Genomic DNA, 25,801 nt, shown 5'->3' with positions numbered 1-25,801 from the left:
TATCCCACCTATTTCTGCCACTTTTAGATTGTTACTGAACCTGCGAATTCTAGTCTCAGTTTTTGGGCAAATGTTGAATTCTCAGGAAGCAACTAAAGCCATGAATATCAATAGCTTGCATTAATGAGAACCATTATCCTTTAGTGGTAGATATAAAGTGTAACAAGTTGTATCTGTAGCACGCCATTTGCTTTGTATTTCGGTGCTTTATCGATGGGTACGTCACACCGTAAATTTTCCTGCGCATCTGTATTGATCTCGATCATGTTAACAATTAGGTAAAAATCGGATAGTTCGCTCATAAATAAAGAGGTCTACTCAATGAGCATTGTCGATAAAGTAAAAGCCTATTCTGTTAGCCGTAGGAACTTCGTTAAGGGTTCTGCTGCTATCACTGGTGCTGCTGCAGCCAGCGCACTTACCATCCCCGTTCAAGCGAGTCCAAAAGCTCAAGTTACCAATAGCGATGAAACCATCAGTTTTAGCGCATGTCTTGTGAACTGCGGCAGTCGCTGTCCGTTCAAGGTACATGTGAAGGATGGGGTAGCAGTTAAAATCTCACCTGAAGATGGTGTGGATGAAGCTATCTTCGGTCAGCATCAGATCCGTCCGTGTCTTCGCGGTCGTGCTGCACGTTTTCGTACCTACAACCCTGATCGCTTGAAATACCCAATGAAACGCGTGGGTAAGCGTGGCGAGGGTAAGTTCAAGCGGATCAGCTGGGATGAAGCAACCACCATAGTGGCTAAAGAGCTTCGTCGCATTATAGATACCTATGGTAACGAAGCGATCTATTATCAATATGGTTCTGGTACAACGGGTGCAAACCTGCAAGGCCGCAATACTTGTCGCCGCTTGCTAAACCTAGCAGGTGGTTATCTCAATGCTCACAACACCTATTCTGAAGGCCAACTGAACGTTATCCAACCTTACGTATTTGGTAAAGCGGGTAACATCTATGGTACTGAGCAGCAGACGCTATTCTCTGAGATCAAAAACTCTGATCTGGTTGTGATGTTCGGTCAAAACTTGGCTGAGACTCGCATGTCTGGCGGTGGTCAGATTGCTGAAATCTATGATGCGATTGAGCAGAGCAAGCCAAAGGTTATCTTGATTGACCCGCGCCGTACTGACAGCGTGACCGCGTTCGATGCGGAATGGCTACCAATCCGTCCAGGCACTGACGCAGCTCTTATTGCAGCTATCGGCCATACCTTGATCAAAGAAGATTTGGTCGATGAAGAGATGATCAACCGCTATGCGGTGGGTTGGGATGAAAATACGCTGCCTGAAAGCGCACCAGAAAACAGCTCTTACAAGTCTTACATCCTAGGTTTGGGTGAAGATAGCGTTGAGAAAACCCCTGAGTGGGCAAGCCAGCTAACCGGCATTCCGGCGGTGCGTATTAAGCAATTGGCTCGTGAGATTGCAGGTGCAAACGCTGCGTGGATTTCACAAGGTTGGGGTGTACAGCGCACACAGCAGGGTGAGCAAGCTGCGCGCTCTATTCTTATGCTTCCAGTGATGACGGGTCAGTTTGGCCGTCCTGGTACTAACGTGGGAACCTGGGGTGGTAGCGTACCTTACCCAGTATCGGGCCTGTCTATCGGTAACCCTATTAAGGCGTCAATTCCATGCTTTATGTGGACCGATGCCATTACTCGTGGCACAGAGATGACTGCACAAGCAGACTTCGTTAAGGGTACAGATCGTCTACCTACGAATATCAAGATGCTGTGGAACTACGCCAGTAACGTGACCAACAACCAGCACTCAGACCTGAATAAGGTGCATGAGATCATGCAAGATGAGTCTCTGGTTGAGTTCAACCTGGTATGGGATAACCACATGACGGCATCAGCGCGTTATGCGGATCTACTGCTTCCTGACGTAGCAACCCTAGAGTCTGATGATCTTATCAACAACTCCTATCAGTCTGGCGCTTATCACTACATCGTTCGCCTGCAAAAAGCGATTGAGCCTATGTGGGAAAACCGCCCAACGTATGATGTGTTAGCTGAGATTGCTGACAAGATGGGTATCAAAGACCAGTTTACAGAGGGTCGCACCTACCAAGAGTGGATTGAGCACGCTTACAACGAAACTCGTAAAGGCAATCCATCACTACCACCGTTTGAACAAACGGACGGTATGGGCATCATCGACCGTCGTTTGGCCGATAGCAGTAAACACATTGCACTGAAAGACTTCCGTGATAACCCAGAAGCGAACCCTCTAGGCACCCCGTCAGGCAAGATTGAGATCTACTCTGAGGCACTGGCGCAGCTGGCGAAAGAGCGCCCAGTTCTGGAAGGTGACAAGATCTGCGCTATCCCTGAATACGTGCCAAGCGTTGAAGGCTTTGAGGTTTCTCGCACCGGTGAGTTCCCGCTACAGATGACGGGCTTCCACGTTAAAGGCCACGTTCACTCAACCTATACCTCGGTGGCACAGCTTCAAGAAGCGGCGCCGGATATGATTTGGATGAACGACTTAGATGCGGCTAAACGTGGCATCAAGAATGGCGATTTAGTAGAAGTGTTCAATGCTCGTGGCCGCCTGCGTATTGCCGCTAAGGTTACCCCTCGAATCATCCCGGGTACCGTGGCAATGCCAGAAGGTGGTTGGGCGATGACCAACAAAGAGGGTGTGGATATCGGTGGTTGTATCAACCGCTTGACCACTATCCGTCCAACAGCTCTGGCTAAGGGTAACCCGCAACACACCAACTTGGTTGAAATCAAGCGAGTCTAAGGAGACATTAAATGAAACAATACGGTTTTTTCGTAGACTCCGCCAAGTGCACAGGTTGTAAAACCTGCCAAGTGAGTTGTAAAGATGAAAAAGATACCAATCTGGGTCCTAAGTTCCGTCGAGTGTATGAGTACGGTGGCGGTATCTGGAAGCAAGATGGCGATACTTGGACACAAGACGTGTTCAACTACTACCTATCTATCGCATGTAACCACTGTAGCGATCCAACCTGTGTGAAGGGCTGTCCAACGGGCGCTATGCACAAGCGTAAAGAAGATGGTCTAGTGGTTGTTGACCAAAGCACCTGTGTAGGTTGTCGCTATTGTGAAATGCGTTGTCCTTATGGCGCGCCGCAATTTGACGAAGAAAAGAAAGTCATGTCGAAGTGTGACGGTTGCTATGAACGCGTAGCCCAAGGCATGAAGCCAGTGTGTGTTGGTTCTTGTCCGCAGCGTGCATTGGACTTTGATGAGATCCATATCTTGCGCGAGAAATACGGCACTCAGTCAGCTGTAGCGCCTTTGGCGGATCCAAGCTACACCAATCCAAACCTAGTCGTTCGTCCGCACTCAGACTGGCGTCCAACAGGCGATGAGACTGGTAGCGTTCTAAACCCAATGGAGGTATAAGTCATGCATGAATTACCACTGGTATTCTTTACCGTATTTGGTCAAACCTCTGTTGGTCTGTTTGCACTGGCTTTGATTGCTAAAGAGCTTGGCAAGATTGATGCAAATACGCTGAAAAAGGCCAACTTAGTTGCGGCTATTCTGATCTTTGTAGGCTCGGCGATTGGTGGTCTGCATATGGGACAACCTCTAAGAGCGCTTAACCTAATCTACGGCTTGGGCCGCTCACCTATGAGTAATGAGATTATTCTAAGTGGTCTGTTTATGGGTCTAGCGGGTGCAACGGTTGTGCTTACCCATCTTGGACGTGAAGCACTGGCTCGTGTTGCAAACGTGGCGACAGTATTGGCTGGCTTGGCATTCGCTTGGTCCATCCCTCAGGTATACCAGCTTGAAACCGTAGCGCCTTGGAATACAGTACACACCTCGCTACAAATGTGGATGACGGTTGTGGTCGCAGGTAGTGCGTTAGCAGTAGCCTTTGGCTCTGGACGAATTGCACTCTTTACCCTAATTGTGGGCGCTTTGGTGTCTGTAGCGGCTAAGCCCGATTACGTTGGATTTGTGGTAGAGCAAGCACCAGCATTGGCATCAGGCCAATATATGCTGTGGGCATTCCAAGTTCTGGCTATCGTGATTGCTTTGGTCGCAGGCATCTTCTGCGTGACTAAGCAGGATGCACCAAAGGCATTGATGGCCGGTGCGGCGGTATTAGTTATTGCTGGTGAGCTTGTTGGTCGCGTGGCATTCTACAATCTGTGGCAAATCCCTATGTAACCTCTGGGTTCAGCTACAAGGATGATGATTAAAAGAGGGACGTTGAGCCCTCTTTTTTATTTGGAAAAAAGCATGATTACTATGATTCCTAGAGTACTAGGTTACCTGTTTTACTATTCGCCAACTAAAGATGGTTATAGCGAAGCGCTAAATCTGTTACCAAACCTGCCTCAGGCTCTCGATGAAGATAACCAAGGCGCGGCATCGGCTCTGGTAAGTCAGATAAACGTGAATGAAAATAGAGACGAGCTTGAACAGCGTTACAATCAGTTGTTTGTTGGTTTGGGTGAACTGACTGCGCCGCCTTGGGGCTCTGTGTATTTGGACTCTGAGGGTATAGTCATGGGCGAGTCGACCGTAGACTTTCGGCAGTTTCTCGCCATCAATGGTATTGAACTGACCACGGAGATGAATGAACCTGAAGATCAATTCGGTTTGATGCTGATGACCTTTGCACAGCTTATGGAGTTAGAATCTTATGAGGCCGCCGCCGAGTTACTTCAAGTGCACCTGCTTCCTTGGGCTCCTAGGTATCTGGAGCTTTTGATTGCTGAAAACGATTCTTTCTATAGTCAGCTTGCACAGCTAGCGGATATCTATCTGAATGAATTGAAAGAGGCGTTTGAGATTGTGCCAGTCGCACGACCACTGTTTCGATAGGAAAGAAGATGACTCACAGCGAAAAAGATGAACGCTATTACCGCGCAGTGTTAGAACACAAGTCTGTCAGTCGGCGCGGACTGTTTCGCGGTTTGTTTTCTGGCGTAAACGCGACCACTAAGCAAGCTAAGACCCAGGATCAGATACGCTCTGTACCTAGGCCACCAGGCTCTGCTGAGGAGTCTATCTTTGCAAGGCTGTGCAGTGAGGATTGCAACCAGTGCGAGCAGGTTTGTCCTCAGCAGGTTATCTCTATGGTTGGTGGATTTCCGGAGCTATCACTGGATTACAATAGCTGCAGTGAGTGCGGTGAATGTGCTCGCGCTTGCCCGACATTGGCTATCTCCGCTCACTCTATCGGCACCGGAGCTATAGCTAGTATTTCGAGTAATTGTTTACGTCGAATGAGCCCAAGCTGCGAAGAGTGCGTACAGGTGTGTTCGCATGATGCTCTTTCTCTACTTAACAAAGGCGTTGAGGTAAACTCCGACTCCTGCAGTGGCTGTGGCCAGTGCCGTGAGGCTTGTCCTGCAATGGCCATCGATATGGTAATGAAAGGCTAAACTTATAAAAAAACAAACCTAGGAAATGAAAATGATTAACATGGATGTCTCTGAAAAACTGGTTATTCACACCGCAAGCGAGGACTGGCAAGCCAGCCCAGCCAAAGGTGTGTGGCGAAAGCCTCTAGAGAGGGAAGCTGCCGAGACAGGTTTGGTGACGTCTATTGTGAAGTATGAAGCTGGCTCAAGGTTCTCGGAGCACAGCCATCCGCTTGGAGAAGAGATCTTCGTTCTTGAAGGGGTGTTTTCCGATGAAGATGGTGACTATCCAGCAGGCACTTATATTCGTAACCATCCTGGTAGCAAACACTCGCCGTTTAGTGAGCAGGGTTGCACCTTGTTCGTAAAACTCAATCAGTTTGATAAAAAGGACCAGACCACAGTTCGTGTGGACACGCTTAACACTCCTTGGCAACCGGGCATTGGTGGACTAGAGGTGATGCCGCTTCATGGCTTTGAAGAAGAAAACGTTGCCTTGGTCAAATGGCCACAAGGGGAGCGCTTTCAGCCTCATTCTCATTTTGGAGGTGAGGAAATACTGGTTCTTAGTGGTGAGTTTCAAGATGAATACGGGCAGTATCCACAATACTCTTGGCTACGTAGCCCTCACATGAGCAAACATTTCCCATTTGTGGAACAAGAGACCATTATCTACGTGAAAACTGGCCATTTATTGCGTCGCGCCTGAGTTTTACCTAATTATTGTTTCACAACAAATGTTTGTTTGTTAGTATCCGGTCAATCGTATTAGTCGGGGAGCCTTTAGGGCTGAGATCGTTGAATTAAGTAAGCGAACCCGTTGAACCTGATTCAGCTAGCACTGACGTAGGGAACTAGTCGCCACACAAGCTATAGATCTATCTCTTCCAGCTACATAGGCTTTGGTTTCGCACGTCTGTCTGAATTGGGTATCCAATTAAACAGAAGGAACGCGCCTGTGTCTCAAAATCAAATCGCGAATGTACTGACTATTGCTGGCTCTGACAGCGGTGGTGGTGCAGGTATTCAAGCCGATATCAAAGCTATCTCAGCAACGGGCAGTTTTGCTTGCTCAGTGTTAACCGCACTGACCGCTCAGAATACTCAAGGCGTTACCGGTATCTATCCTGTTTCACCAGAATTTATCGAGCAGCAGCTTGATGCAGTGTTCTCCGATATCGACATTTCAGCGGTTAAAATTGGCATGCTGGCTGAAACCTCAGTCATTGAATCTGTGGTGAAAAAGCTTAAGCAATATCAGCCTAAGTTCCTTGTTGTCGACCCAGTAATGGTCGCGACCAGTGGCGACTTGCTTTTACAATCTTCGGCCATTCAAACCCTAAAAACCGAGCTTCTCCCTTTGGCTGATGTGATCACGCCAAACCTTCCAGAAGCTGCGACTCTGCTTGGCACACAAGTGCCAACTACGGAAGCAGAAATGAATGCCATGATTGATGGTCTGCGCGAGCTGGGCTGTAAGGCGGTTCTACTAAAAGGTGGTCATCTAGAATCTGAAGCTGACAGTACTGATCTGCTAATTACTAAAGACGCGGTCGAGCGCTTTACGGTTAAGCGTGTGGATACACAAAACACACATGGCACTGGCTGCACCTTATCTTCGGCAATTGCTTCTTACCTGACACAATCTGAATCTCTAACTGAGGCGGTAGCTAAAGGTAAAGACTACATCTCACAGGCTATTGCGCACGCCGATGAGCTCAACGTAGGTAAAGGTCACGGCCCTGTACATCACTTCTACAAGCTAAACAAATAATGCCAACCAGCATCTCTATTTCAAAGGGGCGTTTGCAGTTTAACGATGCAGAAACGCCTCTTTTTGAGCAGCTTAATCTGGATATAGAAGCTAACTCTTGGGTCACTGTCTTAGGGCAAAGCGGCTGTGGCAAAACCACTTTGCTCAGACTCATGGCCGGACTGTTGTCTGAGTCTGCGCAGTGGCAAGGTGATATTCACTTTGGTCAAGGAGAGCTCAGTGACAACATCGCTTATATGGCGCAACAAGACCTGTTGATGCCTTGGCTGACGGTGCTGCAAAACGTCTGTTTTAGTGACCGTTTTGGTGATAGTAAATCTGTTGATATCCAAACCAGAGAGCATGAAGCTAAAGCACTTCTCGCTCAGGTAGGTTTGGCAGGCAAAGAGTCTTACTATCCGAGACAGCTTTCCGGTGGCATGAAGCAGCGGGTAGCCCTCGCTCGTACCCTAATGCAAGACATGCCAGTAGTATTGATGGATGAGCCTTTCTCAGCGCTCGATGCTGTAAACCGCTATAAACTGCAGAATCTTGCGGCTGAGATGCTAAAGGATAAAACCGTCGTTCTGATCACCCATGACCCTCAAGAAGCCCTTCGCCTAAGTGACGCGGTTTACTTAATGGAGTCGACACCAGTGAAAATGACTCAGATCCCAGTGCCAGAGTCTAAAACGCCACGTGCTCTAGATGCTCAGATGGCAGAGATTCAGCAAAGCATTATTGAAAAGTTGGGGGCTGAACATGAGTAATTTGGCTCAGCAAGACTTGTCTAAGCGTCTGAAAAACCAGTCATCACATGTGGTGAGACTGCTTATCTCTTGTGTTGTGGTTCTGGGTTTGTGGCAAGCGGTGGTGGTGCTGTTTGAATTGCCTAGTTTCATTTTGCCAGAACCCTTAGCGGTAATGGATAGGTTGCACACTCGTTGGGACGTACTTTGGCATCACACCTTTATTACCTCACAAGAGATAGTGCTGGGCTTGTTCCTCGGCTTGTCGATGGGGCTTTTATTTGCGCTTCAAATGCTGCTGTTCGAGCCCCTACGTCGATGGCTACTGCCGATACTGATTGCATCACAAGCGATACCGGTTTTTGCAATAGCACCAATCTTAATGCTTTGGTTTGGCTATGGCATTGCCTCGAAAGTGGTGATGGCTGCGCTCATCATCTTTTTCCCTGTAACCACCTGCTGTTACGACGGCCTGAGAAATACACCTCGCGGCTATTTGGACCTTGCGAAAACCATGGGCGCGACCCGTTGGCAGATGCTGACGCAAGTAAGATTGCCAGCTGCCATGCCAGCCCTTGCTTCCGGTATTCGCGTAGCTGTTGTTGTGGCTCCAATCGGCGCTGTGGTAGGTGAGTGGGTTGGCTCAAGCGCAGGACTTGGTTATCTGATGCTACAAGCTAACGCACGCATGATGATTGATGAGATGTTTGCTGCGCTGTTTGTACTGGCGCTTATCTCGGTCACCCTTTATTTCATAACCGATAAGCTATTAAACAAGTTTATCCCTTGGCAATTTGATTAGGGCTATTAGTCCTTATTACTCACGGAAGACACTTTGAAACTACTCAAATCACTATTCGCCACTGCTTTGCTGATGCTAAGTGGTCAAGCACTGGCACAAGAAAAAACTCTTACCTTAATGTTGGATTGGTTTGTAAACCCAAACCACGGCCCAATTATCATTGCTCAAGAAAAAGGCTTTTTTGCCGAGCAAGGACTTAAAGTTGAGATACAAGAGCCTGCAGACCCAAGCGTGCCTTCAAAGTTGGTAGCTGCAGGGCGTGTGGATATGGCTATCTCTTATCAGCCTAATTTCATTATTGATGTGGAAGCAGGTTTGCCTTTGGTTTGGACAGGCACCTTGCTCGCAACGCCGCTTAATACCTTATCTGTACTTGATAACGGCAAGATCAAAACCCTCTCGGACCTGAAAGGAAAAACCGTTGGCGTAGCCGTTTCTGGAAGTGATGAGAAGATCATCAGTAAGATGCTGCAAAGCGAAGGCATTAAGTTTAGCGACGTTAAGATAGTAAACGTTGGTTGGGCACTGTCTACCTCTCTAGCATCAGGTCGAGTTGATGCGATCTGGGGTGGTATGCGTAACTTTGAGTCTCATCAGCTTGAGCTAGAGGGCTTCAAAGCTAAATCCTTCTTCCCTGAAGAGCATGGCATCCCACCTTATGATGAGCTGATGTATGTGGCGAACGCTAAAAACCACGATGCGGATGCGATAGCCCGCTTCAATAAGGCACTTGAGCTTGCCACCCATTACATCATCAATCACCCAGAGGCAGCTTGGAAAGAGTTTGTTGCTTACAACCCAGATACTCTAAATAACGAGCTGAACCATAGAGCTTGGAATGACACGCTTACGCGTTTTGCACTGCGTCCGTCGGCTGAAAACGTGGAACGTTATGATGATTACGCCAAGTTTATGCATGAGCTTGGCATCATCAAAACCGTTCCAAACAAAGACATCTACTTTATTCACTAAAAGCATGCTTTACCCTTGAGTGAGGGTAAAAAGGAAGAATCATGAAAAAAACACTACTTGGCTTGGCCGCAACCTGCGCGCTTGCCATCAGTCCAGCGACTTTCGCTAAAGACAACAAGCTTACCTTGATGCTGGATTGGTTTGTAAACCCGAACCACGGTCCTATTGTTATCGCTCAGGAGAAAGGTCTGTTTGAGCAGCAAGGTATTGAGGTAGAGATCCAAGAGCCAGCTGACCCGAGTGTTCCAGCAAAGCTGGTAGCGGCAAACAAGATTGATATGGCTGTATCTTATCAGCCAACTCTAACCATAGATGTTGCGGCAGGTCTGCCACTGATTCGTAGCGGCACGCTTATCTCAACGCCCCTAAATACCTTGATGGTGCTGGATAACGGTAAGATCAATTCTCTTGCTGACCTGAAAGGCAAAAAGATCGGTATTGCCATTGCGGGTAACGAAGAGGCTACTATTGGTACCATGTTGGGTAGCGAAGGCGTGGACTTTAAAGACGTGCAGATCATCAATGTAGGCTGGGCTCTTTCTTCTTCTCTAGCGTCTGGCAAAGTCGATGCCATCTGGGGTGGTTTACGTAACTTTGAAACCAATCAGCTAGCAATCGAGGGCTATAAAGCGAAAGCCTTCTTCCCAGAAGAGCACGGTGTGCCCGCTTATGACGAGCTAGTGTTTGTGGCGAATGCTAATAGTTACGACACGGAAAAGATCAAGAAGTTTAACCGCGCTATTGAGCTGGCGACCCAATATATCGTTAACCACCCAGACAAGGCGTGGAAAGAGTTTGTTGCTTATAACCCAGATACCCTTAACAACGACCTTAACCGCCGCGCTTGGGAAGATACCCTAACTCGTTTTGCACTTCGTCCTGCAGCGGTTGATCACCAACGCTACGACGATTACGCCGAGTTCATGCATAAGAATAAGATCATCAACAGCGTACCAAACAGCGAAAAATACGTACCTTCTCTATAAATCGGAGTCATCATGAAAGTATCTCAACTTATCGAAGCGTGTCGCGAAGAGTGGCAAGGCTATATCGAGCACAGCTTCGTTCATCAACTGGCCGATGGCTCATTAAAACATGAAGCATTCTTGCACTATCTAAAACAAGACTTCTTGTTTTTGAAGCACTATACCCGAGCGTATGCACTGGCTATCTATAAAGCGAAGAGCTTAGAGCAAATGCGAAATGCACTGCCGAGCCTGCACAATTTGCTCGACTCAGAGATCGGTCACCACGTTGAATATTGTGAGAAGTGGGGCGTAAGTGAAGCCGAGATGGAAGCCGAGACCGAAGACTTCGGCACTGTGGCTTACACTCGCTATGTACTAGATACCGGCAGTCAGGGTGATTTAGTTGATCTCTACGTTGCTTTAGCGCCTTGTGCTATCGGCTATGGCGAGATCGGTGCTAACCTTGCCAAGCGAGATTCAACTGTTCAAGAAGGCAACCCATATCAAAGCTGGCTAACCATGTACGCCTCAGAGGAGTTCCAAGAGGGCGTGGTGAAGTGCATAGAGAACCTAGACAACCTTCTTGTTGATATCGAACCAGACAGTGCTCGCGCCAAAGAGCTAATCGAAGTATTCCGCACCGCAACACGCATGGAAATTGCGTTTTGGGAGCAAGGCCTAAACGCCGCCAAATAAGGATAAAAAATGGAAACCTCACATATTATCGAATCCCTAAAAACACTGCGTGAGAATAAGCCGCTGGTTGTTAATGTGACCAACTATGTGGTGATGAATAACACGGCTAACGCACTGCTGGCGGTGGGTGCATCACCTATTATGGCGCACTCTTCTCGTGAAATGGCAGAGATGATGAGCTTTGCTGGCGCACTTGTGATCAACATTGGCACCTTAGATAGTCAGTGGGTACCGCGCATGATGTTTGCGGTTGAGCAAGCGAATATTAACTGTAAGCCTGTGGTACTAGACCCTGTAGGTTGCGGCGCCAGTACACTGCGTACCGAAGTTTCTCGTCAGATTGCAGAGCAGGCTGAGACTCTAATCATTCGTGGCAATGCTTCAGAAGTGATTGCCCTTGCCGGTGAACAAGCACAGTCTAAGGGCGTAGATGCCTTGGACAGCAGTGATTCAGCAGTAGCTGCAGCTCAATACTTGGTCAATGAGTATGGCGCTTCGGTAGTTATCTCTGGTGCTGCGGACTATGTAGTAAGTAAAGAGGGCGTAGTGAAGCTAGAAAATGGCAGTGAGATGATGCCTTATGTTACTGGCATGGGCTGCTCACACACGGCGATTACCGGCGCCTTTGCTGCCATAGGCGAGCTAACAGGCGTTGCTGCAACGGCTATCCTGGGTGTTGCTGGCGAGATTGCTACTGAGAAATCAGCAGGCCCAGGTAGCCTACAAATGAATCTGCTAGATACCCTGTATGAACTGGATGAAGCGACTATCGCTAAGCGTCTTAAGATCAGCAAAGCATAATCGAGGCATGTAATATGAACCCTTATGAACTCTACTTTGTTACCGATGAACACCAAGAGCTAAGTGCCCTCTGCAAAGTGGTTGAACAAGCCATCGAAGGCGGCGTAAGCATGGTACAGGTTCGCGAAAAGCATGGCGATGTTCGCGCCTTTATTGAGCGAGCGCGCGCAGTAAAAACGGTAATGCAAGGCAGTAATGTGCCTTTGATCATCAACGATCGCGTAGATGTAGCACTTGCTGTCGATGCATGTGGTGTTCATTTGGGTCAGTCAGATATGCCCGTTGCCGATGCAAGACGCCTGATAGGCAAGGATAAAATACTAGGTCTATCGGTTGAGAGTGAAGCGCAGCTCATTGAAACGCAGAGCTTTGATGTGGACTACCTTGGAGTGAGCGCTATCTTTGCTACTCCAACTAAAACCAATACCCTTAAGCACTGGGGAGTTGAAGGTCTGCGCAAAGCGGTTGAAACCTCGAATAAGCCGCTGGTGGCGATCGGTGGTATCAATACCTCTAATATCGAGCTTGTTTCTGCAACGGGTGTTCATGGTATCGCGTTGGTTTCAGCAATTTCGGCAGCAGAAGATCCAAAGCTTGCGTCTGAAGAGCTTCTTAAGCTTATGCGTTTAGCCTGATTCGATTGATATTAGAAAGCCTACCGCTATTACTAGGGGTAGGCTTTTTTCGTTTCAGTGGTTAGTTTTCACACAGCTTGGGTTTTGTGATGAGCTTACTCACGCCGTACCACACTAACGGCAGAGCCATAATAAAGGCCATTACTTGTAGCGAGCCCATAGGGAGCAGATTCACTAGTCCAACTAGCGTTGACGCTCCAGCCATTTGAAAGAAACCAAGTAGAGACGCCGCTGTACCTGCGCGTTCTGAGAATGGCGCTAGGGCTGAGCTGCTACAGATAGCTAGGGTAAAACAAAAGCCGGTACTTGCGATAAACACAGGACCCATAAATGCAAATGGGTGATGCACATTTTGCAGTGCCACAATAAGGATGGCTGCGGTGGTACACATTGCAATCGCAAGCTTCAAAGAGTTCGACTGACCGATACGGTTAATCACAATTGGAGCAACGAAAGAGGCCAGAATATTGATAATGGCGTTGCTACCAAACCACAGAGAGAATGCGGTTGGGCTCATGCCTAGCTCTACCATTAGGCGTACCGGTGCAACACTGACAAAGGCGATGATGATAGCCATAGCCAGCATTACAAGACCTGCGTTGAAACGGAATGTAGAGTTCTGCAAGATCGGTTTGTACTGCTCCCAGTTAATAAGCTTGTCACTAGCAATAGTATTCGATGGTCGTGTTTCAGGAAGCTTAAGGGTGGCAATGAAGGTCACCAATAGGGCATAACCTGCCATAAAATAGAAGGTCGCTCGCCAGCTCCAGGTTTCGCTCAGCCAGCCACCCACAAGAGGAGCAAGGGCCGGGATAACGCAGATAACACCATTGATATAGCTATAGATAGACGCTGTTTTTTCCGTGCTATAGCTGTCGCGCACGCCTGACATTACGCCTACCGAAACAGCGCAGGTTCCTAGACCTTGAAGTACACGCGCGAACCACAAAATTTCAATTTGAAGCGCTAATGAGCCAACCACAGAACCTAGAATGTATAGCGCAAGGCCGCTTAGAATAAGTGGTTTGCGTCCGTATCGGTCTGCTAAAGGTCCCGCAAGAAGTTGTCCTAAACCAAGCGCAGCTAGAAATATAGTGATGGTGATCTGAATATTCGCCATCGGAGTGCTTAGGTTTTCTGCCATTTGAGGAAGTGCTGGCAGATAGATATCGATGCCCATTGGGCTAACTACGATAAGCAATAAAAATAGATAAAGTGGGGCTTTGCGGCTCATTATTTTTCTCAAGGTGTTGCTAATGGAAAGGATAGTAACAGCGTTGAATTATGAGAAATATTGAATTATTGTCATTCCATAATTTCTATTTTGGAATATCTGGTGAAGCTAGACCATATCGACCTTAATTTGCTTCGTTTGATGCTGATCTTGCTTGAAGATGGCAGTGTAAGCCGAGCGGCAACACGGCTAAATCTCAGTCAATCTGCAGTGAGTAAACAACTGACTCGCTTGAGGGAGCAACTGGGTGAGGTATTGGAAGACCCTTTGTTTATCCGAACCGGTAGGGGGTTAACGCCAACGGCTAGGGCGGCCAAGTTAGAAAAACCACTGCGTCAGTGGTTAAGAGACTCACACATTATGTTGTTGCCCGAATCGTTCGATCCTGCAACCGATGAGCGAAGCTTTACCATCAGTATCTGTGAGACTGCATTCCCGGTTATTGTTCCGCGTTTAATGCCAAAACTGAACTCGCTTGCGCCAAATATGCAGCTCAGTATTGTACCGAAAACTAAACAGAGTCTGAGTCATTTGAATCAGGGAGAACTGGATCTCTTAATTACGGCAAAAGATACTGATAGGCGCGCTCAGGCATCGTTTCATATCTCCGACATTGGCGACCAACCTAATCTTGAGCTCTATCGTGATAGGCATATTTGTTTGGTAAGTCAGTCTCATGCGATTAATGCTGACAACTGGGATGCGAAGGCGTTTTTAGATACGGATCTGGTTAGGATCTTTGTGGATGACAGTGAGTTTTGGCTGTTAGACAGAGTGGTGTCAGAGCAGGGATATAGGCTAAATGACAAGGCCAAGGTTCCAGATTTTCACAGCGCAGCACTTCTTGCACAACACTCGAACATGATGTTGGTTTGTACCTCTATCTTTGCTAACCAATTAGCAAACAAATATTCCCTGAAAGTCTTGCCTCTGCCGTTTGACCTTAAACCTGTAAGTTATCGGATGTTGTGGCCGACCATGCTTGAGCGAGATTCGGCTCACCAATGGTTGCGCGAGCTCATAGCGGAGTGCTGTAGTGATCTAGCTTAGATTTTGGTTGATTAAGAATTGACCAAGATCAATTCCATCTTAATTGGCAAAACGGCCTAGAGCTCTTGCTACCTATACTTTAAATAACAGATAAAGTAGGAGGTAGGGATTATGGATTTCACAGAAAAACTACGCTTACGAGAGAAGGCTGCCGAGGATATCTTCTTCGCTGCTCGGGATAGAGAGCTCATTGAAGCCATGCATGAAAGGCAAAGACAAGAGCGGTTAGAGCGAGCTGAAGAGGAAAACCCGCTTGAAGAGTTAACCACTTCAGCGAAATAGGATGAAACACAGTTTTGGAGCTTGGCTCCATCCTTTATTCCTTTTTATCATCCTTTTTGACCGCCTTTGCGATATCAGAAACGGCTTCCACTAGATTGATAGGCAAAGGGAACACTATTGTGGAGGTCTTATCTGAGGTTATCTCGGTGAGCGTCTGCATATAGCGAAGTTGCAACGCGTTGGGCGCTTCGTTAAGCATCTCGGCTGCTTCTTTAAGCTTGCTCGAAGCCTCCAGTTCCCCGGTCGCGTGAATGATTTTCGCACGTCTATTACGCTCAGCCTCCGCTTGGCGGGCGAGGGCGCGAACCATACTTTCATTAAGGTCTACATGCTTCACTTCTACAGTCGCGATTTTTATTCCCCAGTCATCGGTTTGTTGGTCTAGGATACCTTGCAGATCCTTATTGAGCCTTTCGCGCTCTGAAAGTAGCTCATCAAGCTCATGCTGACCGAGCACAGAACGCAAGGTGGTTTGTGCTAATTGGCTGGTGGCATCGTTATAACTTTCGATGTTGTTGATGGCCATTTGAGGGTCAACTACTCGGAAATAAACCACAGCGTTTACTCGAACAGAGACGTTATCACGGGTAATAAGGTCTTGTGTTGGCACATCTAACACCACGGTACGCAGGTCCACACGAACCATCTGCTGCACGATAGGGATCAAGATAATCAGACCTGGGCCTTTTACCTCTTGGAATCGGCCAAGAAAAAAGACCACGCCACGCTCATACTCACGCAACACTTTAAAGATTTGCGTCGCAAGTGCGATGACTAAGACGAGGACGACAGCTGTTGTATAAAACATAGGGATAGGCATAAGTACCTCCTAGTTATCGGAATCGGGTATTACGGTAAGTGTTAATCCATCGATGTGGGTGACCGTTACCTTGTCACCTTTCTTGAGTGATTCTGTGCCAGATATGTGAGCTTTCCAAAGCGCGCCATCCATCTGGACTCGACCTGTGCCACCCACGAAATCGTCAATAACGACAGCGACCTTTCCAGAATAGGCTTCAACACCTGTTGTAACGGCGCGTCGACGCACTTTCAGTAGCAGTCCCACAGTGACTAGGATCAGTGCGACTGAGAAGATGGCAACGCCCACGATGAGAGGGATGGCAATCTGGAAGTTGGGTAGGTCGCTGTCCATTAGGAATATTGAGCCAAGTATAAAGGCGACTACGCCGCCCAGGCCCAAAATACCAAAACTGGGGTTAAAGGCTTCTGCCACCATCAAAGCAATACCGAGTAGTAGCAATGCAAGGCCTGCATAGTTGACGGGCATCATTTGTAGCGAGTACATGGCAAGCAGTAGGCAGATACCACCGAGCACGCCGGGTAAGCCAATGCCAGGGTTATAGAATTCTAACAGTAAACCATAGATGCCGATTAGCATCAGGATGTAGGCCACGTTAGGATTAGTGATCACAGCCAAAAGCTCGGCTCTCCAATCCGGCACTCTATCAATAATCACTGGATTCTCTATGCTAAGGGTAACGGTACGGTTATTCAGATTAATGTCACGGCCATTCGCCAGTTGAGTGAGCTCTTCTGTGGAATTAGCAATAAAGTCGATAACGCCAAGCTCTAACGCCTCCTCTGACTCAATGTTGGCGGCTTCACTTACTGCTTTTACAGCCCACTCTGCGTTTCGACCATGCAGCTTGGCGAGCCCCTTGATGTACGCTTTGGCATCATTGATAACCTTTTTCTCCATGGCGGTTTTAGCCGGCACTTCTTCGCTGTTACTCGGTTCTTGCTCAGGCTTTTCTTCATCATCACTTGAAGAGGGTTGTGTGGGTGGACCTCCCATAGAAACTGGTGTCGCGGATCCAAGATTAGTAGCATCGGCCATGGCCGCAACATGACTGGCGAGAAGGATATAGGTACCGGCGCTAGCAGCTCGCGCACCAGATGGGCCAACCCAAGTCGCCACAGGTACGCTCGAGGCAGTGATTGAGCTGATGATATCGCGCATTGCGCTATCTAGCCCGCCGGGCGTGTCCATTTTAAGGACGACCATGGAGACGCCCTGCGCCTCAGCTTCGGCGATTTCTCTGGAAAGATAGTCACTGACGGCAGGGCCGATAGGGCCTTTGACGGGTACGACCCACACAGTGTTAGCAAGTAGTTGGCTTGAAAATAACAGCAGCGCTGCGAACCATAGACGAAAACGAGTCATGCAGTGCCCCCTTTGGAGAGTCTGATGAACATCTAATGTTAAGTATAGTTACGGCTCAGGGGGCGGATCAGATCCGAGGAACGAAAGTTCCTGACTTTAAAGCTTAATTCCAAAGTGCTGTAAAAGAAGCTGCTCGCGTTGTTCTATTGGGTATTCATGAACGTCTCTGCCTTGAGGCGTGGATTGGATAAGTTCGTGTTCAGATAGAGTGATTCGAGCGTCACTATCAATTCGAGATACGATCAAACGTTTATGAAACACAGATTGTGGATCGCTTTGTATAAACGCCTTTGCTCTCGCGAATGCCTTTCGTTCAATGGGTTGATTAATAAACTGATAGCGAGTTTGTATACCATCGGAGTTTTTAAACTGGAGTTGGTAGGTGTTATTACCAATGTCATCGACCCAGTACTCGGTACCTAGTTGACGATTAGGCTCGTTGTGATCTAGGGGAAGGATACCCCAAATACCGCGACCATCACCAATATCGACCAAATAAGGTTTTCCTGATATCTCTGCAATAAGCGCGAGGTGATTGGCTTGCTCTCTCAAGTCTCCCTCTACAACCATTTGTGCTTCGATACGATAGCAAGGTACCTCAAGGTGCTGGAGTATTTTCAGAAGTAGCGCATTCATCTCGAAACAGAGCCCACCGCGCTCTTTGACGATCAACTTTGAAAACACATCCTCAAAGGCATCTTGTATTGGAAGCCCAACTAACACATCTAGGTTTTCAAATGGGATGCGATTGACCATGGCCTCAGTGATTTGTTCTATATTGCGCTTGCTGGCTTTAGAAGGAAGAGCAATACCTAAGCGGTTTTCCAACAGGATAAGGTGTTCAGCAGTAAGGCGGATCATGGTCGAATAGGGAGTTAGCAAAGGGGGCGGTCAGTGTGTCATAAAGCCATGATCGAATATAGGAAAAGAGCACGGACAGTGCCGTGCTCTAATTTATTTACCCATTGCTGGCAACCAATCAAGGATGGCACTTTTAAAGCTCGGTCTCTTGATGATCTCGTTCTTCCAAGCCTCTAGGTGCTTGTAGTTCTCAAATGGATAGTTGGCAACTTTGAGTACAATTAATTGTGGTACCCAAGCGATGTCAGCCAATGAAAAGTCATCACCTGCTAGCCATTTGTGGTCTTTAAGGCGTTCATCCATCTTCTCGAAGCAAGCATCGATAACCGAGGTTGCATCAATTACATCTTGCTCAGAGAAACCTTCGTTCGAGTTAAATCTTTCATGAAATTCCAGCAAGGCTTTGTCGAAGGTTTGGTTTTTACGATAATCCGCCATCACTTCTTCTGAGCGCTTCATCTTGTCGCTACTTGCTGTGTTGGAATACATATAGGTTTTGATAGACAGGTGGTTATCTCTGGCGAGATACATCCATTCGAACATGCGCTCTTGTTCAGCTTTGGACTCAGGACGAAGCGAGTTTGATACGAACTTGCTATCGATGTAATCGATGATGTCGGCTGAGTCTATGATGACTACGCCGTCATCTACTAGGGTAGGTACTACCGCATTTGGGTTGATGCCAATGTACTCTTTGGTCAGTTGCTCACCCTTCATAAGACTGATTGGGTGACTTTCCCAGCCCAGATCTTTCTCTTCAAGGGCTAGTCTTACTCGCATTGCGCAGTTAGAAAAGCCGGTGTGATACAGGTGCAGACCCTTAAGGTCTAAAACGGTTTTGTTGGTTGGATTAATGATGCCCATCTTACTACCTCTATAATTTTTAACTAATCAGAATTTAGTTGATAAATGCAACTATAATTACGATAGTTGATATTGTCAATTATATTTGATGGGAGTATAAAAAAGGCCTGAATGTACAGGCCTTAGTGAAAGTTGGTGATCTATGCGGGTAGGGGCTCTTTCATTACTCTTTGCTGGAATTGCTGCGGACCTTGTAGCACTGCTCGCCCTACTGCCGCGAGATCGAACCACTGGTTTTGCAGTGCTTGTTCGATGTAGCCGTGGGTTTCTATGCCGCCAACCCCGATAATAGGTACCCCGAGATTTGCTTTTTTCAGATATGCAGATTCGGAGACTAGGTAGCCTTCACCGCGCCTATCTTTAGGACGGTTCCATCCTCCTATGCCAGAAGAGACATCTATGATACCTACGCCAGCCTCAACCAATAGACGACATACCTCAGCCATATCAGTTTGAGATAATCCATCAGGATAAAGGTCTTGACCTGGCACTCGCACCATAATGTTGAGTTTCGTTTCTTTTTTTACTGTCTGCACTATCTCAATCATCAGGCGAGCTCGATCTTGTAGATTTCCCCCATAGAAGTCGGTGCGCTTATTGGTCACTGGTGATAGCACTTGATTTAGGCCATAACCGTGAGCGCAATGAAGCTCAACAAAATCAAAACCGGCTTTTTCAGCCCGAATAGCACCTTGAACAAAGGCATCTCGCCAGGCATACATATCATCTAAGGTCATTGCTTGTGGCTTGGGTAATACTCGGTCGTAGGCAGGAACCGTAATACCAGAAGGGGCTTCAAGGTCCGGGCATACATCTAATTGAGATTTACCACCGCAATGTGTCAGTTGAAACCCAGCCTTTGCGCCTTTTTCGTGGATAGCTCTCGCGATTTGCTGCAGCCCTGGAATACACTTGTCATCATGAGCCCCTAACTGATTGGGTTCGCTTTTACCTGAAGGCATCACATAGCTGTATTCGACTATCACCAGTCCGGCGCCTGAGTTTGCTAGATTGGCGTAGTGCTCAATGGTGGTCGTGGTTGCTAAGCCATCGGTGGAGGCGGTTTGTGAGGCCATAGGAGGCACCACTAAACGATTTTTCAGTGTGGTTTGTCCGGCTTGGATTTTTGAGAATCGGTTCATAGTCGTTGCTGAGGTTTTCAAACTAGGTGTTCTATTTTAAGCTAGTCAATATCTAAATTTAAGAAACATTAATTCGATTTATGTTTCCATTAAGGCAACAATATGAGATTGGATGATCTGGCTATTTTTGTGGAAGTGGCGCGAGCTTCTGGATTAAGAAAGGCGGCTTATACCTTGAATATGCAACCTGGGACGGTTTCAAAGGTAATAAAGCGTATCGAATCCCATTATCAGCAGGCCCTATTTGAGCGAAAGGGCTCACAGTGGGCTCTAACCTCGGCCGGAGAAATGCTGTTTCATCGCGCGATAGAGATGCTGTCTATCGGCGACAAGATCGAACGTGAGTTGGGGAGCCCTCGTAGACCCCACCTTCGAGTAAGTGGCTCTGAGTCCTTGCTAGCGCATTTTGTTCCAAGCCTGATGACAAAGTTGAGTCAGCAACAACTGACTCTAGAGACGAAGCAGTCGGAAGACCTAGCAATGCTGACAAAGCATGAGGTAGACCTCGCGCTGGTAACCAGCCTGCAGGGAACGCACCCTCAGGATAGGCAAGTTGAGTATCAGGCTTTGCAAGAGATTAATTTTGTGACGGTCGCATCTCATACTCACCCAATGCTAATTGAGCACGGCGCGCATTTATCTATAGACCAAGTGTTGGAATACCCATTTGTTATTCCGTCTAAGCCTATTTACGGAAAGATGGCAACGAATCGAAGTTTGGATGGTTGGTTTGACGAAGAATTTAATCGTCGAATCATGGCAAGGGTGGACACTACTTCCATGTTGACATCTTTGGTTAAGTCCCAGCCTTTGCTAGCCTATGTTCCAGACTATCTAGCGAAAGAGCATAGTTTGCAAATTCTCGAGGTAAGTGGGTGCCCTTATACCTGTGAACAAACCGTATGGTTGTGTCGAAACAAACACCTGTCAGCCCATTGGATGCAGGTGTTTGAATAGAAAAAGGTCCGCAGAATCGGGCCTTTCAACGTTAAACCAAAGTTGCCCCTTTGAAGGCACCGATTGGGGCTATCTCATCGAGCTTAGCTAGCGTCTCTTGGCTGAGTGTTACATCCAGAGCACCCAAGTTTTCATCGATGCGACTGGTTTTACGACTGCCTGGAATTGGGATGATGTTATCGCCCTGGGCCACTAGCCAAGCTAGAGCCAGTTGAGCTGGAGAGATGTCATATTCGGCCGCAATCGCTTTGATCTTTTCTAGGCGTGCAAGGTTGCTGACAAAGTTGTCACCCTGCATCTTAGGGTTGTTGTTACGAAAATCGTTTTTATCTAGCTCTTGAACCTTACCAGTCAAAAAGCCTGCCCCTAGCGGTGACCAACAAACTAGCGCTGCACCAATCTTGTTAATTGCAGGAAGGATGTCAGTTTCCGCTTCACGTCTAAACAGGGAATACTCGTATTGAACCGCTGCGATTGGGTGGATTTCGTTTGCTTTTAGCACCTGCTGTGCAGTTACATTTGAAAGACCAATGGCTTTTACCTTGCCTGCTTTTACTGCATCCGCCATAGCTTGAACGGTTTCTTCCAGAGGTGTATTTGGATCTAGGTAGTGAGCGTACATTAGGTCGATTTGTTCAACCCCTAAACGCTCAAGGCTGTTATCGATAGCCCGTGCAACGTACTCTTTGGTGCCGTTGATGGTAAGGGGGAAACCCCAGCCAGTATCTAACTGGCTGCCGGTTTGACCCTCTTCAAACACTATGCCGAACTTTGTCGCAATAAATGGTTTCGCATCGGTTTTTGCGATGGCTTGTTTGATAAGGTCTTCGTTGTGACCTGCACCATAAGCATCCGCGGTATCTATCATCATGCCATGCTCGATAGCGTGCACTAGGGTATCAACCGCAGCACTGTCATCGCTTTCGCCGTAGTAGCCCTCAAGGCCCATAGCGCCGTAACCCATTTGTTTGATTGCTGAAAAGTTGCTGTTAGACATGGTGTCTCTCCTTAGCAGTTGATATCTAGTGTTCGTTCTGACTTGGTACTAGATTAGTCGAAATGCTGAAGGAGAGATTGAAGATTCTTGCTCTGCGTTTTGCAGGAAATTGCTCTTAGATGCAGCCAACGGTTGTTTTAGCGCCCAGAGGGATAGCCGTGTTTTGGCATACGTTTGATTTCACCATTAGGTGGCCCGGATTAGCATTAGTATGAAGATGGGTGTTTTGATCTGTGTTGCCGGTCAGTTCCAGGTTTTTAAGTAGCTCTTGTCTCTGGGCTCGAATTTCGTCCATCTCTTGTTGGCTCAGTTGCTCATGGACATGGCTTTCAGCGCGCTCCATATCAGTAGACTCCTCACCGTTTTCTGCAAATACAGAAGCGCTGAATAGAACAACGGTAAGTAGCGCCATATGGCTAGGTTTGATTTGGCTTAGTAGCTTCATTGTTAATCTCCGAAAAATTGAATCTTGTCGTTTGAGCAGAAGATTACTGGAGATTGTGTTTGATGATTAATCGCGGATGATGGATTGTACCCTACAAAAAACGGCCGCTAGGGCCGTTTGTGTATATTGAGTAGGATTAAATCCAAGTTTGTTGGTATACGCGAGTTAGGTTACCGCCAAAGATTTTTTTAAGGTCTTCGTTTGAATAACCCATCTTCCAAAGCTCATCAACGGTAGCTGCTAGGTGTTTCGAAAGCTCAGCACAGCCGGTTGCACCTTGGTTAAAGGCGTTGATCATGTAACCGTTGTCAGCGTACTTATCGGCGTGTTTTTTGGCAAACTTAACTACCTTTTCAACCGTCATCATGTCGTCTGTAGCGATACCCACATGGTCCACACCGACCACTTTTACTGCGCCATCAATCATCTCTGCGTATTGTTTTGGAGTAATGTCTTCTGGCCAGATGCCGTCCATCATAAACTCGGTACCGGTTACAGAGACTACGCCACCCATTTCTGCCACAGTTTTCGCTTGCTCGTCTGAGATCAGACGGTAGCAAGGCGCTAGACGGTAATCTGCATCACCCGGTTTTAGACCTTTTTTCTCCATACGAGCCTTGGTTTGTTCAAGGGTCTCGTGTGGCTCGCAGCCGTAAGTAGAAGCAACAGGGGAGTGAGAGTAAATCGCCGGCACTCCAGGGTGGTTCTTCTTCATGTAATCAGTGATGTCTTTGGTGGTCTGATTAGAGGTATGAGACAGGTCTACAGTGATGCCGTGTTTTACCATCTCATCGATCACCTCTTTACCGTAATCGGTAAGACCTGATTGGTCGCCATTCATGCTAGAGATAACGCCTACACCGGTTTTTTCTTTACCGTTATAAACAAGCTGCATGGTTTTGATACCCATATCGGCCGCGGCTTTAACTTTGCTAGTGTCACCCTCTAGCATCATGGTGGTTTGAGCGTTCCACATGATGGCGTATTCGCCGTTCTTATGGGCAAGCGCGAAGTCTTCTGGTTTTTTAACGATACGGATTTTTACGTCAGCAGAGTTGGCAGCATGGTTCCACTTTTGGTATTCAGACTCAAATGCCAGCCAGTTTGGAGTGTGAGGAGCAGCCAGAGTAATAGACGCACCAGTGATACCGCGTGAATGAGCAAGGTCGATATATTTGGCTACGTCAGAGTCTTTATCCCAACCCGTTTGGAAAGGAGATGCATAAAAATCGATAGCAATGTTGTCCATAACAAACTGTTGCGCTTCTGGGGTCGCTTGGTCATGCCAATCTTTGGTTTCAATAGAAGCAAAAGCTGAAGTAGACGCTAAGATTGCTACAGCTAGGACAAGTTTTTTCATACAGATTACTCACTCTTGTTTAGGAACGCCGGACATCTGGTGGAATGCCGTTCTTGTTTTGATGAGTTAAGTATTGCCTATCCAGATTTACTAAATGTGCATTTTGCGACACTTAGTGATATTCATCGGGTTTACCTATTTGTTAGGAATAATTAATAAGCCAACTTATTGATTGTAGTAGTAATTTGTAGATAGTTAGTTAAAGTATCGGAATAAGGCAGGATGAAAAAGGGTCAACCAGATGAGAAACAAGGTGCTAGTGTTCGGCGGGCTCGGACAACCGGGTAGGTCGGTAGTTGGATTGTACCAAGGCCTGCTTGATACCTTGTCTGCTCACTTCGATATTATTGCGATAGATCCAGCCTTGGATACTGCTGTTGAACAGTTTGATTTTCCCTACGTTAAGTGTTTTTCATCACTATCGGACTATTTTGAAGCTCACACTGATGCCAAGGTATCCGCTGCGTTTATTCTTACTCCAGTCGGCAGTCACCTCACCATCATCCGAGACTTATCAAGTACTATACCGGTAGACGATCTTCTGTTTGTGGTTGAAAAGCCTTCGTTTTCACTGAATGAAATAGAGGAAGGGTTTGGGTGTGTAGTGCCTAGCCTGAAAAATCGTGGCGCTCGGTTTTATTTTATTGATACCGCTTTAGTCACTCCTTCGATGCAAGCACTTCTGCGCTCTGAATTACTGAAAGATAGAGGACTTCCGCACAAGATAGTCGCACTAGCCACAGATAACCCAGTTGAGATAGCGCCGGAACAGGAAGAGTTTTGCTTTACCAATCGTATTCAGGCATTAAACGAAAGAAAGCTCTTATCACCGAGTGTGAGTGGGGGAGCAGGCTTTGGTTTTGATATGGGAATCCACGCTGTTGCAGGTTTAGTTCGGTATCTACAACAGTCCGGACTCTTGAAAACAAAGCTAGTGATAAAAGATGTGGTAGCTGAAAGAGTGCAACATCCACAGCTTGAGTTTGAAGAAGGCACAGAAACCCACCTATATGCTAATGCACTACTTCAACATGAGAGCGCATCTATTGAATTGGTTATCGAAGGCGGTAAAGCCGGAGATATCTGGGATAGACGACTAGAACTTCACTTTGACGACGACGTGATTGCAGTCGGATTTGGCACCCTAAAGCACCCTCCGTATCTTTGGGTTTCAAACTCAGGACTACAAACCTTCGATGTATCCGGTGCTGGATACAGAATGCATTTTAACGACATCTTGCATGCATTAGGTCTAGGTAAGCCTTCGATATTGAGTTGTGAAGAGAGTGAGGAGCTCATGTCTAACTCTATGGTTTTACTAAATAGGCTGTTTGAAAAAATCGGCGGGGATCCCAAGCACAGAGAAGTAAATATACTCAGTGTGTTAAAGCACGAGCCGCGATTCTTAACAGATACAGAGATGATGGTCAGGGCGGAAGTTCAACACATCCTAGACGACATTCGCTATTAACCCAGCCTGAAACTGCCTCAGATCCTACATTGTATTTTACTGCGCCTCCAGTTCCTTGGAGGCCTTCTCTTAAGCTCCGTCTTAATCAAAATTTGGGTGAATCCCCCAATTGTTTCAATAACTTTTCACTATTTTTAATTTTCATTATTCCAACTGTGTTTGTGATATTGATCACGTTTCCTATGTCGCCGTGAGGATAGGAAAAGTTGGCTGGG

Annotated in this window: 27 protein-coding genes and 1 riboswitch; of the genes, 18 read left to right on the top strand and 9 right to left on the bottom strand. The window is 47.1% G+C overall.

What is annotated here, in order from left to right; all coding sequences use genetic code 11:
• Nucleotides 1–321: 321 nt before the first annotated feature.
• The 14 genes from Pcarn_RS21490 (at nucleotide 322) to thiE (ending at nucleotide 12,738) form a co-directional block, all read left to right on the top strand.
• Nucleotides 322–2,754: a DMSO/selenate family reductase complex A subunit gene (locus tag Pcarn_RS21490; RefSeq protein WP_261836370.1), complete on the top strand. Its 2,433-nt coding sequence runs from the start codon at nucleotides 322–324 to the stop codon at nucleotides 2,752–2,754.
• An 11-nt stretch (nucleotides 2,755–2,765) separates the two neighbouring features.
• Entirely contained in the window at nucleotides 2,766–3,383 is a 618-nt protein-coding gene (locus Pcarn_RS21485) for a DMSO/selenate family reductase complex B subunit (protein WP_261836369.1), read from the top strand.
• 3 nt (nucleotides 3,384–3,386) lie between these two features.
• Complete coding sequence (locus Pcarn_RS21480) at nucleotides 3,387–4,160, top strand: dimethyl sulfoxide reductase anchor subunit family protein (RefSeq protein ID WP_261836368.1); 774 nt, start codon at nucleotides 3,387–3,389, stop codon at nucleotides 4,158–4,160.
• A 72-nt stretch (nucleotides 4,161–4,232) separates the two neighbouring features.
• A complete protein-coding gene (locus tag Pcarn_RS21475; RefSeq protein ID WP_261836367.1) occupies nucleotides 4,233–4,820 on the top strand; it encodes a molecular chaperone TorD family protein in 588 nt (195 codons plus the stop codon).
• A gap of 8 nt (nucleotides 4,821–4,828) precedes the next feature.
• Complete coding sequence (locus tag Pcarn_RS21470; RefSeq protein WP_261836366.1) at nucleotides 4,829–5,383, top strand: 4Fe-4S binding protein; 555 nt, start codon at nucleotides 4,829–4,831, stop codon at nucleotides 5,381–5,383.
• Nucleotides 5,384–5,414: 31 nt separating this feature from the next.
• Entirely contained in the window at nucleotides 5,415–6,071 is a 657-nt protein-coding gene (locus Pcarn_RS21465) for a cupin domain-containing protein (protein ID WP_261836365.1), read from the top strand.
• Nucleotides 6,072–6,125: 54 nt separating this feature from the next.
• A riboswitch (TPP riboswitch) is annotated at nucleotides 6,126–6,232 on the top strand.
• An 88-nt stretch (nucleotides 6,233–6,320) separates the two neighbouring features.
• Nucleotides 6,321–7,136, top strand: a complete 816-nt coding sequence (gene thiD, locus Pcarn_RS21460; protein WP_261836364.1) for a bifunctional hydroxymethylpyrimidine kinase/phosphomethylpyrimidine kinase — start codon at nucleotides 6,321–6,323, stop codon at nucleotides 7,134–7,136.
• Nucleotides 7,136–7,885, top strand: a complete 750-nt coding sequence (locus Pcarn_RS21455; protein WP_261836363.1) for an ABC transporter ATP-binding protein — start codon at nucleotides 7,136–7,138, stop codon at nucleotides 7,883–7,885. The genes thiD and Pcarn_RS21455 overlap by 1 nt, the downstream gene beginning before the upstream one ends.
• Complete coding sequence (locus tag Pcarn_RS21450) at nucleotides 7,878–8,666, top strand: ABC transporter permease (RefSeq protein ID WP_261836362.1); 789 nt, start codon at nucleotides 7,878–7,880, stop codon at nucleotides 8,664–8,666. Before Pcarn_RS21455 ends, Pcarn_RS21450 begins: the two co-directional genes overlap by 8 nt.
• A 33-nt stretch (nucleotides 8,667–8,699) precedes the next feature.
• Nucleotides 8,700–9,638, top strand: coding sequence for an ABC transporter substrate-binding protein (locus Pcarn_RS21445; protein WP_261836361.1), 939 nt, complete (start codon nucleotides 8,700–8,702; stop codon nucleotides 9,636–9,638).
• 41 nt (nucleotides 9,639–9,679) lie between these two features.
• Nucleotides 9,680–10,624: an ABC transporter substrate-binding protein gene (locus tag Pcarn_RS21440; protein WP_261836360.1), complete on the top strand. Its 945-nt coding sequence runs from the start codon at nucleotides 9,680–9,682 to the stop codon at nucleotides 10,622–10,624.
• A 12-nt stretch (nucleotides 10,625–10,636) separates the two neighbouring features.
• A complete protein-coding gene (tenA, locus tag Pcarn_RS21435; protein ID WP_261836359.1) occupies nucleotides 10,637–11,302 on the top strand; it encodes a thiaminase II in 666 nt (221 codons plus the stop codon).
• Nucleotides 11,303–11,311: 9 nt separating this feature from the next.
• A complete protein-coding gene (gene thiM / locus Pcarn_RS21430) occupies nucleotides 11,312–12,103 on the top strand; it encodes a hydroxyethylthiazole kinase (protein WP_261836358.1) in 792 nt (263 codons plus the stop codon).
• Between the two features lie 14 nt (nucleotides 12,104–12,117).
• A complete protein-coding gene (thiE, locus tag Pcarn_RS21425) occupies nucleotides 12,118–12,738 on the top strand; it encodes a thiamine phosphate synthase (RefSeq protein WP_261836357.1) in 621 nt (206 codons plus the stop codon).
• A gap of 61 nt (nucleotides 12,739–12,799) precedes the next feature.
• On the opposite strand, the gene Pcarn_RS21420 is transcribed toward thiE, so the two are convergent.
• The gene (locus Pcarn_RS21420) at nucleotides 12,800–13,972 is read right to left on the bottom strand and encodes a multidrug effflux MFS transporter (RefSeq protein WP_261836356.1); all 1,173 of its coding nucleotides are present in this window, start codon (nucleotides 13,970–13,972) and stop codon (nucleotides 12,800–12,802) included.
• Between the two features lie 102 nt (nucleotides 13,973–14,074).
• Here Pcarn_RS21420 and Pcarn_RS21415 point away from each other — a divergent pair, with 102 nt between their 5' ends.
• Together Pcarn_RS21415 and Pcarn_RS21410 are read left to right on the top strand one after the other, a co-directional pair.
• On the top strand, nucleotides 14,075–15,022 hold the full coding sequence (locus Pcarn_RS21415; RefSeq protein ID WP_261836355.1) for a LysR family transcriptional regulator: 948 nt from the start codon (nucleotides 14,075–14,077) through the stop codon (nucleotides 15,020–15,022).
• 111 nt (nucleotides 15,023–15,133) lie between these two features.
• Nucleotides 15,134–15,304 (top strand): hypothetical protein, encoded by a 171-nt coding sequence (locus Pcarn_RS21410; protein WP_261836354.1) that lies wholly within the window; start codon nucleotides 15,134–15,136, stop codon nucleotides 15,302–15,304.
• A gap of 34 nt (nucleotides 15,305–15,338) precedes the next feature.
• On the opposite strand, the gene Pcarn_RS21405 is transcribed toward Pcarn_RS21410, so the two are convergent.
• From Pcarn_RS21405 to Pcarn_RS21385, 5 genes are all read right to left on the bottom strand, one after another.
• On the bottom strand, nucleotides 15,339–16,112 hold the full coding sequence (locus tag Pcarn_RS21405; RefSeq protein ID WP_261837334.1) for a slipin family protein: 774 nt from the start codon (nucleotides 16,110–16,112) through the stop codon (nucleotides 15,339–15,341).
• 21 nt (nucleotides 16,113–16,133) lie between these two features.
• Nucleotides 16,134–17,489 (bottom strand): NfeD family protein, encoded by a 1,356-nt coding sequence (locus Pcarn_RS21400; RefSeq protein ID WP_261836353.1) that lies wholly within the window; start codon nucleotides 17,487–17,489, stop codon nucleotides 16,134–16,136.
• Nucleotides 17,490–17,585: 96 nt separating this feature from the next.
• Complete coding sequence (locus Pcarn_RS21395; RefSeq protein WP_261836352.1) at nucleotides 17,586–18,371, bottom strand: arylamine N-acetyltransferase family protein; 786 nt, start codon at nucleotides 18,369–18,371, stop codon at nucleotides 17,586–17,588.
• 72 nt (nucleotides 18,372–18,443) lie between these two features.
• A complete protein-coding gene (locus Pcarn_RS21390) occupies nucleotides 18,444–19,214 on the bottom strand; it encodes a glutathione S-transferase family protein (protein WP_261836351.1) in 771 nt (256 codons plus the stop codon).
• Between the two features lie 140 nt (nucleotides 19,215–19,354).
• On the bottom strand, nucleotides 19,355–20,290 hold the full coding sequence (locus Pcarn_RS21385) for an NADH:flavin oxidoreductase (RefSeq protein WP_261836350.1): 936 nt from the start codon (nucleotides 20,288–20,290) through the stop codon (nucleotides 19,355–19,357).
• A 168-nt stretch (nucleotides 20,291–20,458) separates the two neighbouring features.
• Here Pcarn_RS21385 and Pcarn_RS21380 point away from each other — a divergent pair, with 168 nt between their 5' ends.
• On the top strand, nucleotides 20,459–21,313 hold the full coding sequence (locus Pcarn_RS21380; RefSeq protein ID WP_261836349.1) for a LysR family transcriptional regulator: 855 nt from the start codon (nucleotides 20,459–20,461) through the stop codon (nucleotides 21,311–21,313).
• 31 nt (nucleotides 21,314–21,344) lie between these two features.
• Here Pcarn_RS21380 and Pcarn_RS21375 read toward each other — a convergent pair whose 3' ends face one another.
• The 3 genes from Pcarn_RS21375 to Pcarn_RS21365 form a co-directional block, all read right to left on the bottom strand.
• Entirely contained in the window at nucleotides 21,345–22,310 is a 966-nt protein-coding gene (locus Pcarn_RS21375) for an aldo/keto reductase (RefSeq protein ID WP_261836348.1), read from the bottom strand.
• 115 nt (nucleotides 22,311–22,425) lie between these two features.
• Nucleotides 22,426–22,755, bottom strand: a complete 330-nt coding sequence (locus Pcarn_RS21370) for a hypothetical protein (RefSeq protein WP_261836347.1) — start codon at nucleotides 22,753–22,755, stop codon at nucleotides 22,426–22,428.
• Nucleotides 22,756–22,891: 136 nt separating this feature from the next.
• Nucleotides 22,892–24,115, bottom strand: a complete 1,224-nt coding sequence (locus Pcarn_RS21365; protein ID WP_261836346.1) for a membrane dipeptidase — start codon at nucleotides 24,113–24,115, stop codon at nucleotides 22,892–22,894.
• Nucleotides 24,116–24,356: 241 nt separating this feature from the next.
• Between Pcarn_RS21365 and Pcarn_RS21360 the strand changes: the two genes are divergently transcribed.
• Nucleotides 24,357–25,586, top strand: coding sequence for a hypothetical protein (locus tag Pcarn_RS21360; protein WP_261836345.1), 1,230 nt, complete (start codon nucleotides 24,357–24,359; stop codon nucleotides 25,584–25,586).
• Nucleotides 25,587–25,801: the final 215 nt, after the last annotated feature.

It is taken from the genome of Vibrio ishigakensis (genome assembly GCF_024347675.1).
Classification (GTDB): Bacteria; Pseudomonadota; Gammaproteobacteria; order Enterobacterales; family Vibrionaceae; genus Vibrio; species Vibrio ishigakensis.
The sequence above is the reverse complement of the archived record's forward strand: the minus strand, read 5'-3'. Positions and strand labels throughout refer to the sequence as shown.

What these genes read in the sequence shown, in the direction of transcription:
- Pcarn_RS21490 (WP_261836370.1), top strand. Translation starts at nt 322, where the DNA reads ATGAGCATTGTCGATAAAGTAAAAGCCTATTCTGTTAGCCGTAGGAAC.
- Pcarn_RS21485 (WP_261836369.1), top strand. Translation starts at nt 2,766, where the DNA reads ATGAAACAATACGGTTTTTTCGTAGACTCCGCCAAGTGCACAGGTTGT.
- Pcarn_RS21480 (WP_261836368.1), top strand. Translation starts at nt 3,387, where the DNA reads ATGCATGAATTACCACTGGTATTCTTTACCGTATTTGGTCAAACCTCT.
- Pcarn_RS21475 (WP_261836367.1), top strand. Translation starts at nt 4,233, where the DNA reads ATGATTACTATGATTCCTAGAGTACTAGGTTACCTGTTTTACTATTCG.
- Pcarn_RS21470 (WP_261836366.1), top strand. Translation starts at nt 4,829, where the DNA reads ATGACTCACAGCGAAAAAGATGAACGCTATTACCGCGCAGTGTTAGAA.
- Pcarn_RS21465 (WP_261836365.1), top strand. Translation starts at nt 5,415, where the DNA reads ATGATTAACATGGATGTCTCTGAAAAACTGGTTATTCACACCGCAAGC.
- Pcarn_RS21455 (WP_261836363.1), top strand. Translation starts at nt 7,136, where the DNA reads ATGCCAACCAGCATCTCTATTTCAAAGGGGCGTTTGCAGTTTAACGAT.
- Pcarn_RS21450 (WP_261836362.1), top strand. Translation starts at nt 7,878, where the DNA reads ATGAGTAATTTGGCTCAGCAAGACTTGTCTAAGCGTCTGAAAAACCAG.
- Pcarn_RS21440 (WP_261836360.1), top strand. Translation starts at nt 9,680, where the DNA reads ATGAAAAAAACACTACTTGGCTTGGCCGCAACCTGCGCGCTTGCCATC.
- tenA (WP_261836359.1), top strand. Translation starts at nt 10,637, where the DNA reads ATGAAAGTATCTCAACTTATCGAAGCGTGTCGCGAAGAGTGGCAAGGC.
- thiM (WP_261836358.1), top strand. Translation starts at nt 11,312, where the DNA reads ATGGAAACCTCACATATTATCGAATCCCTAAAAACACTGCGTGAGAAT.
- thiE (WP_261836357.1), top strand. Translation starts at nt 12,118, where the DNA reads ATGAACCCTTATGAACTCTACTTTGTTACCGATGAACACCAAGAGCTA.
- Pcarn_RS21420 (WP_261836356.1), bottom strand. Translation starts at nt 13,972, where the DNA reads ATGAGCCGCAAAGCCCCACTTTATCTATTTTTATTGCTTATCGTAGTT.
- Pcarn_RS21410 (WP_261836354.1), top strand. Translation starts at nt 15,134, where the DNA reads ATGGATTTCACAGAAAAACTACGCTTACGAGAGAAGGCTGCCGAGGAT.
- Pcarn_RS21405 (WP_261837334.1), bottom strand. Translation starts at nt 16,112, where the DNA reads ATGTTTTATACAACAGCTGTCGTCCTCGTCTTAGTCATCGCACTTGCG.
- Pcarn_RS21400 (WP_261836353.1), bottom strand. Translation starts at nt 17,489, where the DNA reads ATGACTCGTTTTCGTCTATGGTTCGCAGCGCTGCTGTTATTTTCAAGC.
- Pcarn_RS21390 (WP_261836351.1), bottom strand. Translation starts at nt 19,214, where the DNA reads ATGGGCATCATTAATCCAACCAACAAAACCGTTTTAGACCTTAAGGGT.
- Pcarn_RS21385 (WP_261836350.1), bottom strand. Translation starts at nt 20,290, where the DNA reads ATGGCCTCACAAACCGCCTCCACCGATGGCTTAGCAACCACGACCACC.
- Pcarn_RS21380 (WP_261836349.1), top strand. Translation starts at nt 20,459, where the DNA reads ATGAGATTGGATGATCTGGCTATTTTTGTGGAAGTGGCGCGAGCTTCT.
- Pcarn_RS21375 (WP_261836348.1), bottom strand. Translation starts at nt 22,310, where the DNA reads ATGTCTAACAGCAACTTTTCAGCAATCAAACAAATGGGTTACGGCGCT.
- Pcarn_RS21370 (WP_261836347.1), bottom strand. Translation starts at nt 22,755, where the DNA reads ATGAAGCTACTAAGCCAAATCAAACCTAGCCATATGGCGCTACTTACC.
- Pcarn_RS21365 (WP_261836346.1), bottom strand. Translation starts at nt 24,115, where the DNA reads ATGAAAAAACTTGTCCTAGCTGTAGCAATCTTAGCGTCTACTTCAGCT.
- Pcarn_RS21360 (WP_261836345.1), top strand. Translation starts at nt 24,357, where the DNA reads ATGAGAAACAAGGTGCTAGTGTTCGGCGGGCTCGGACAACCGGGTAGG.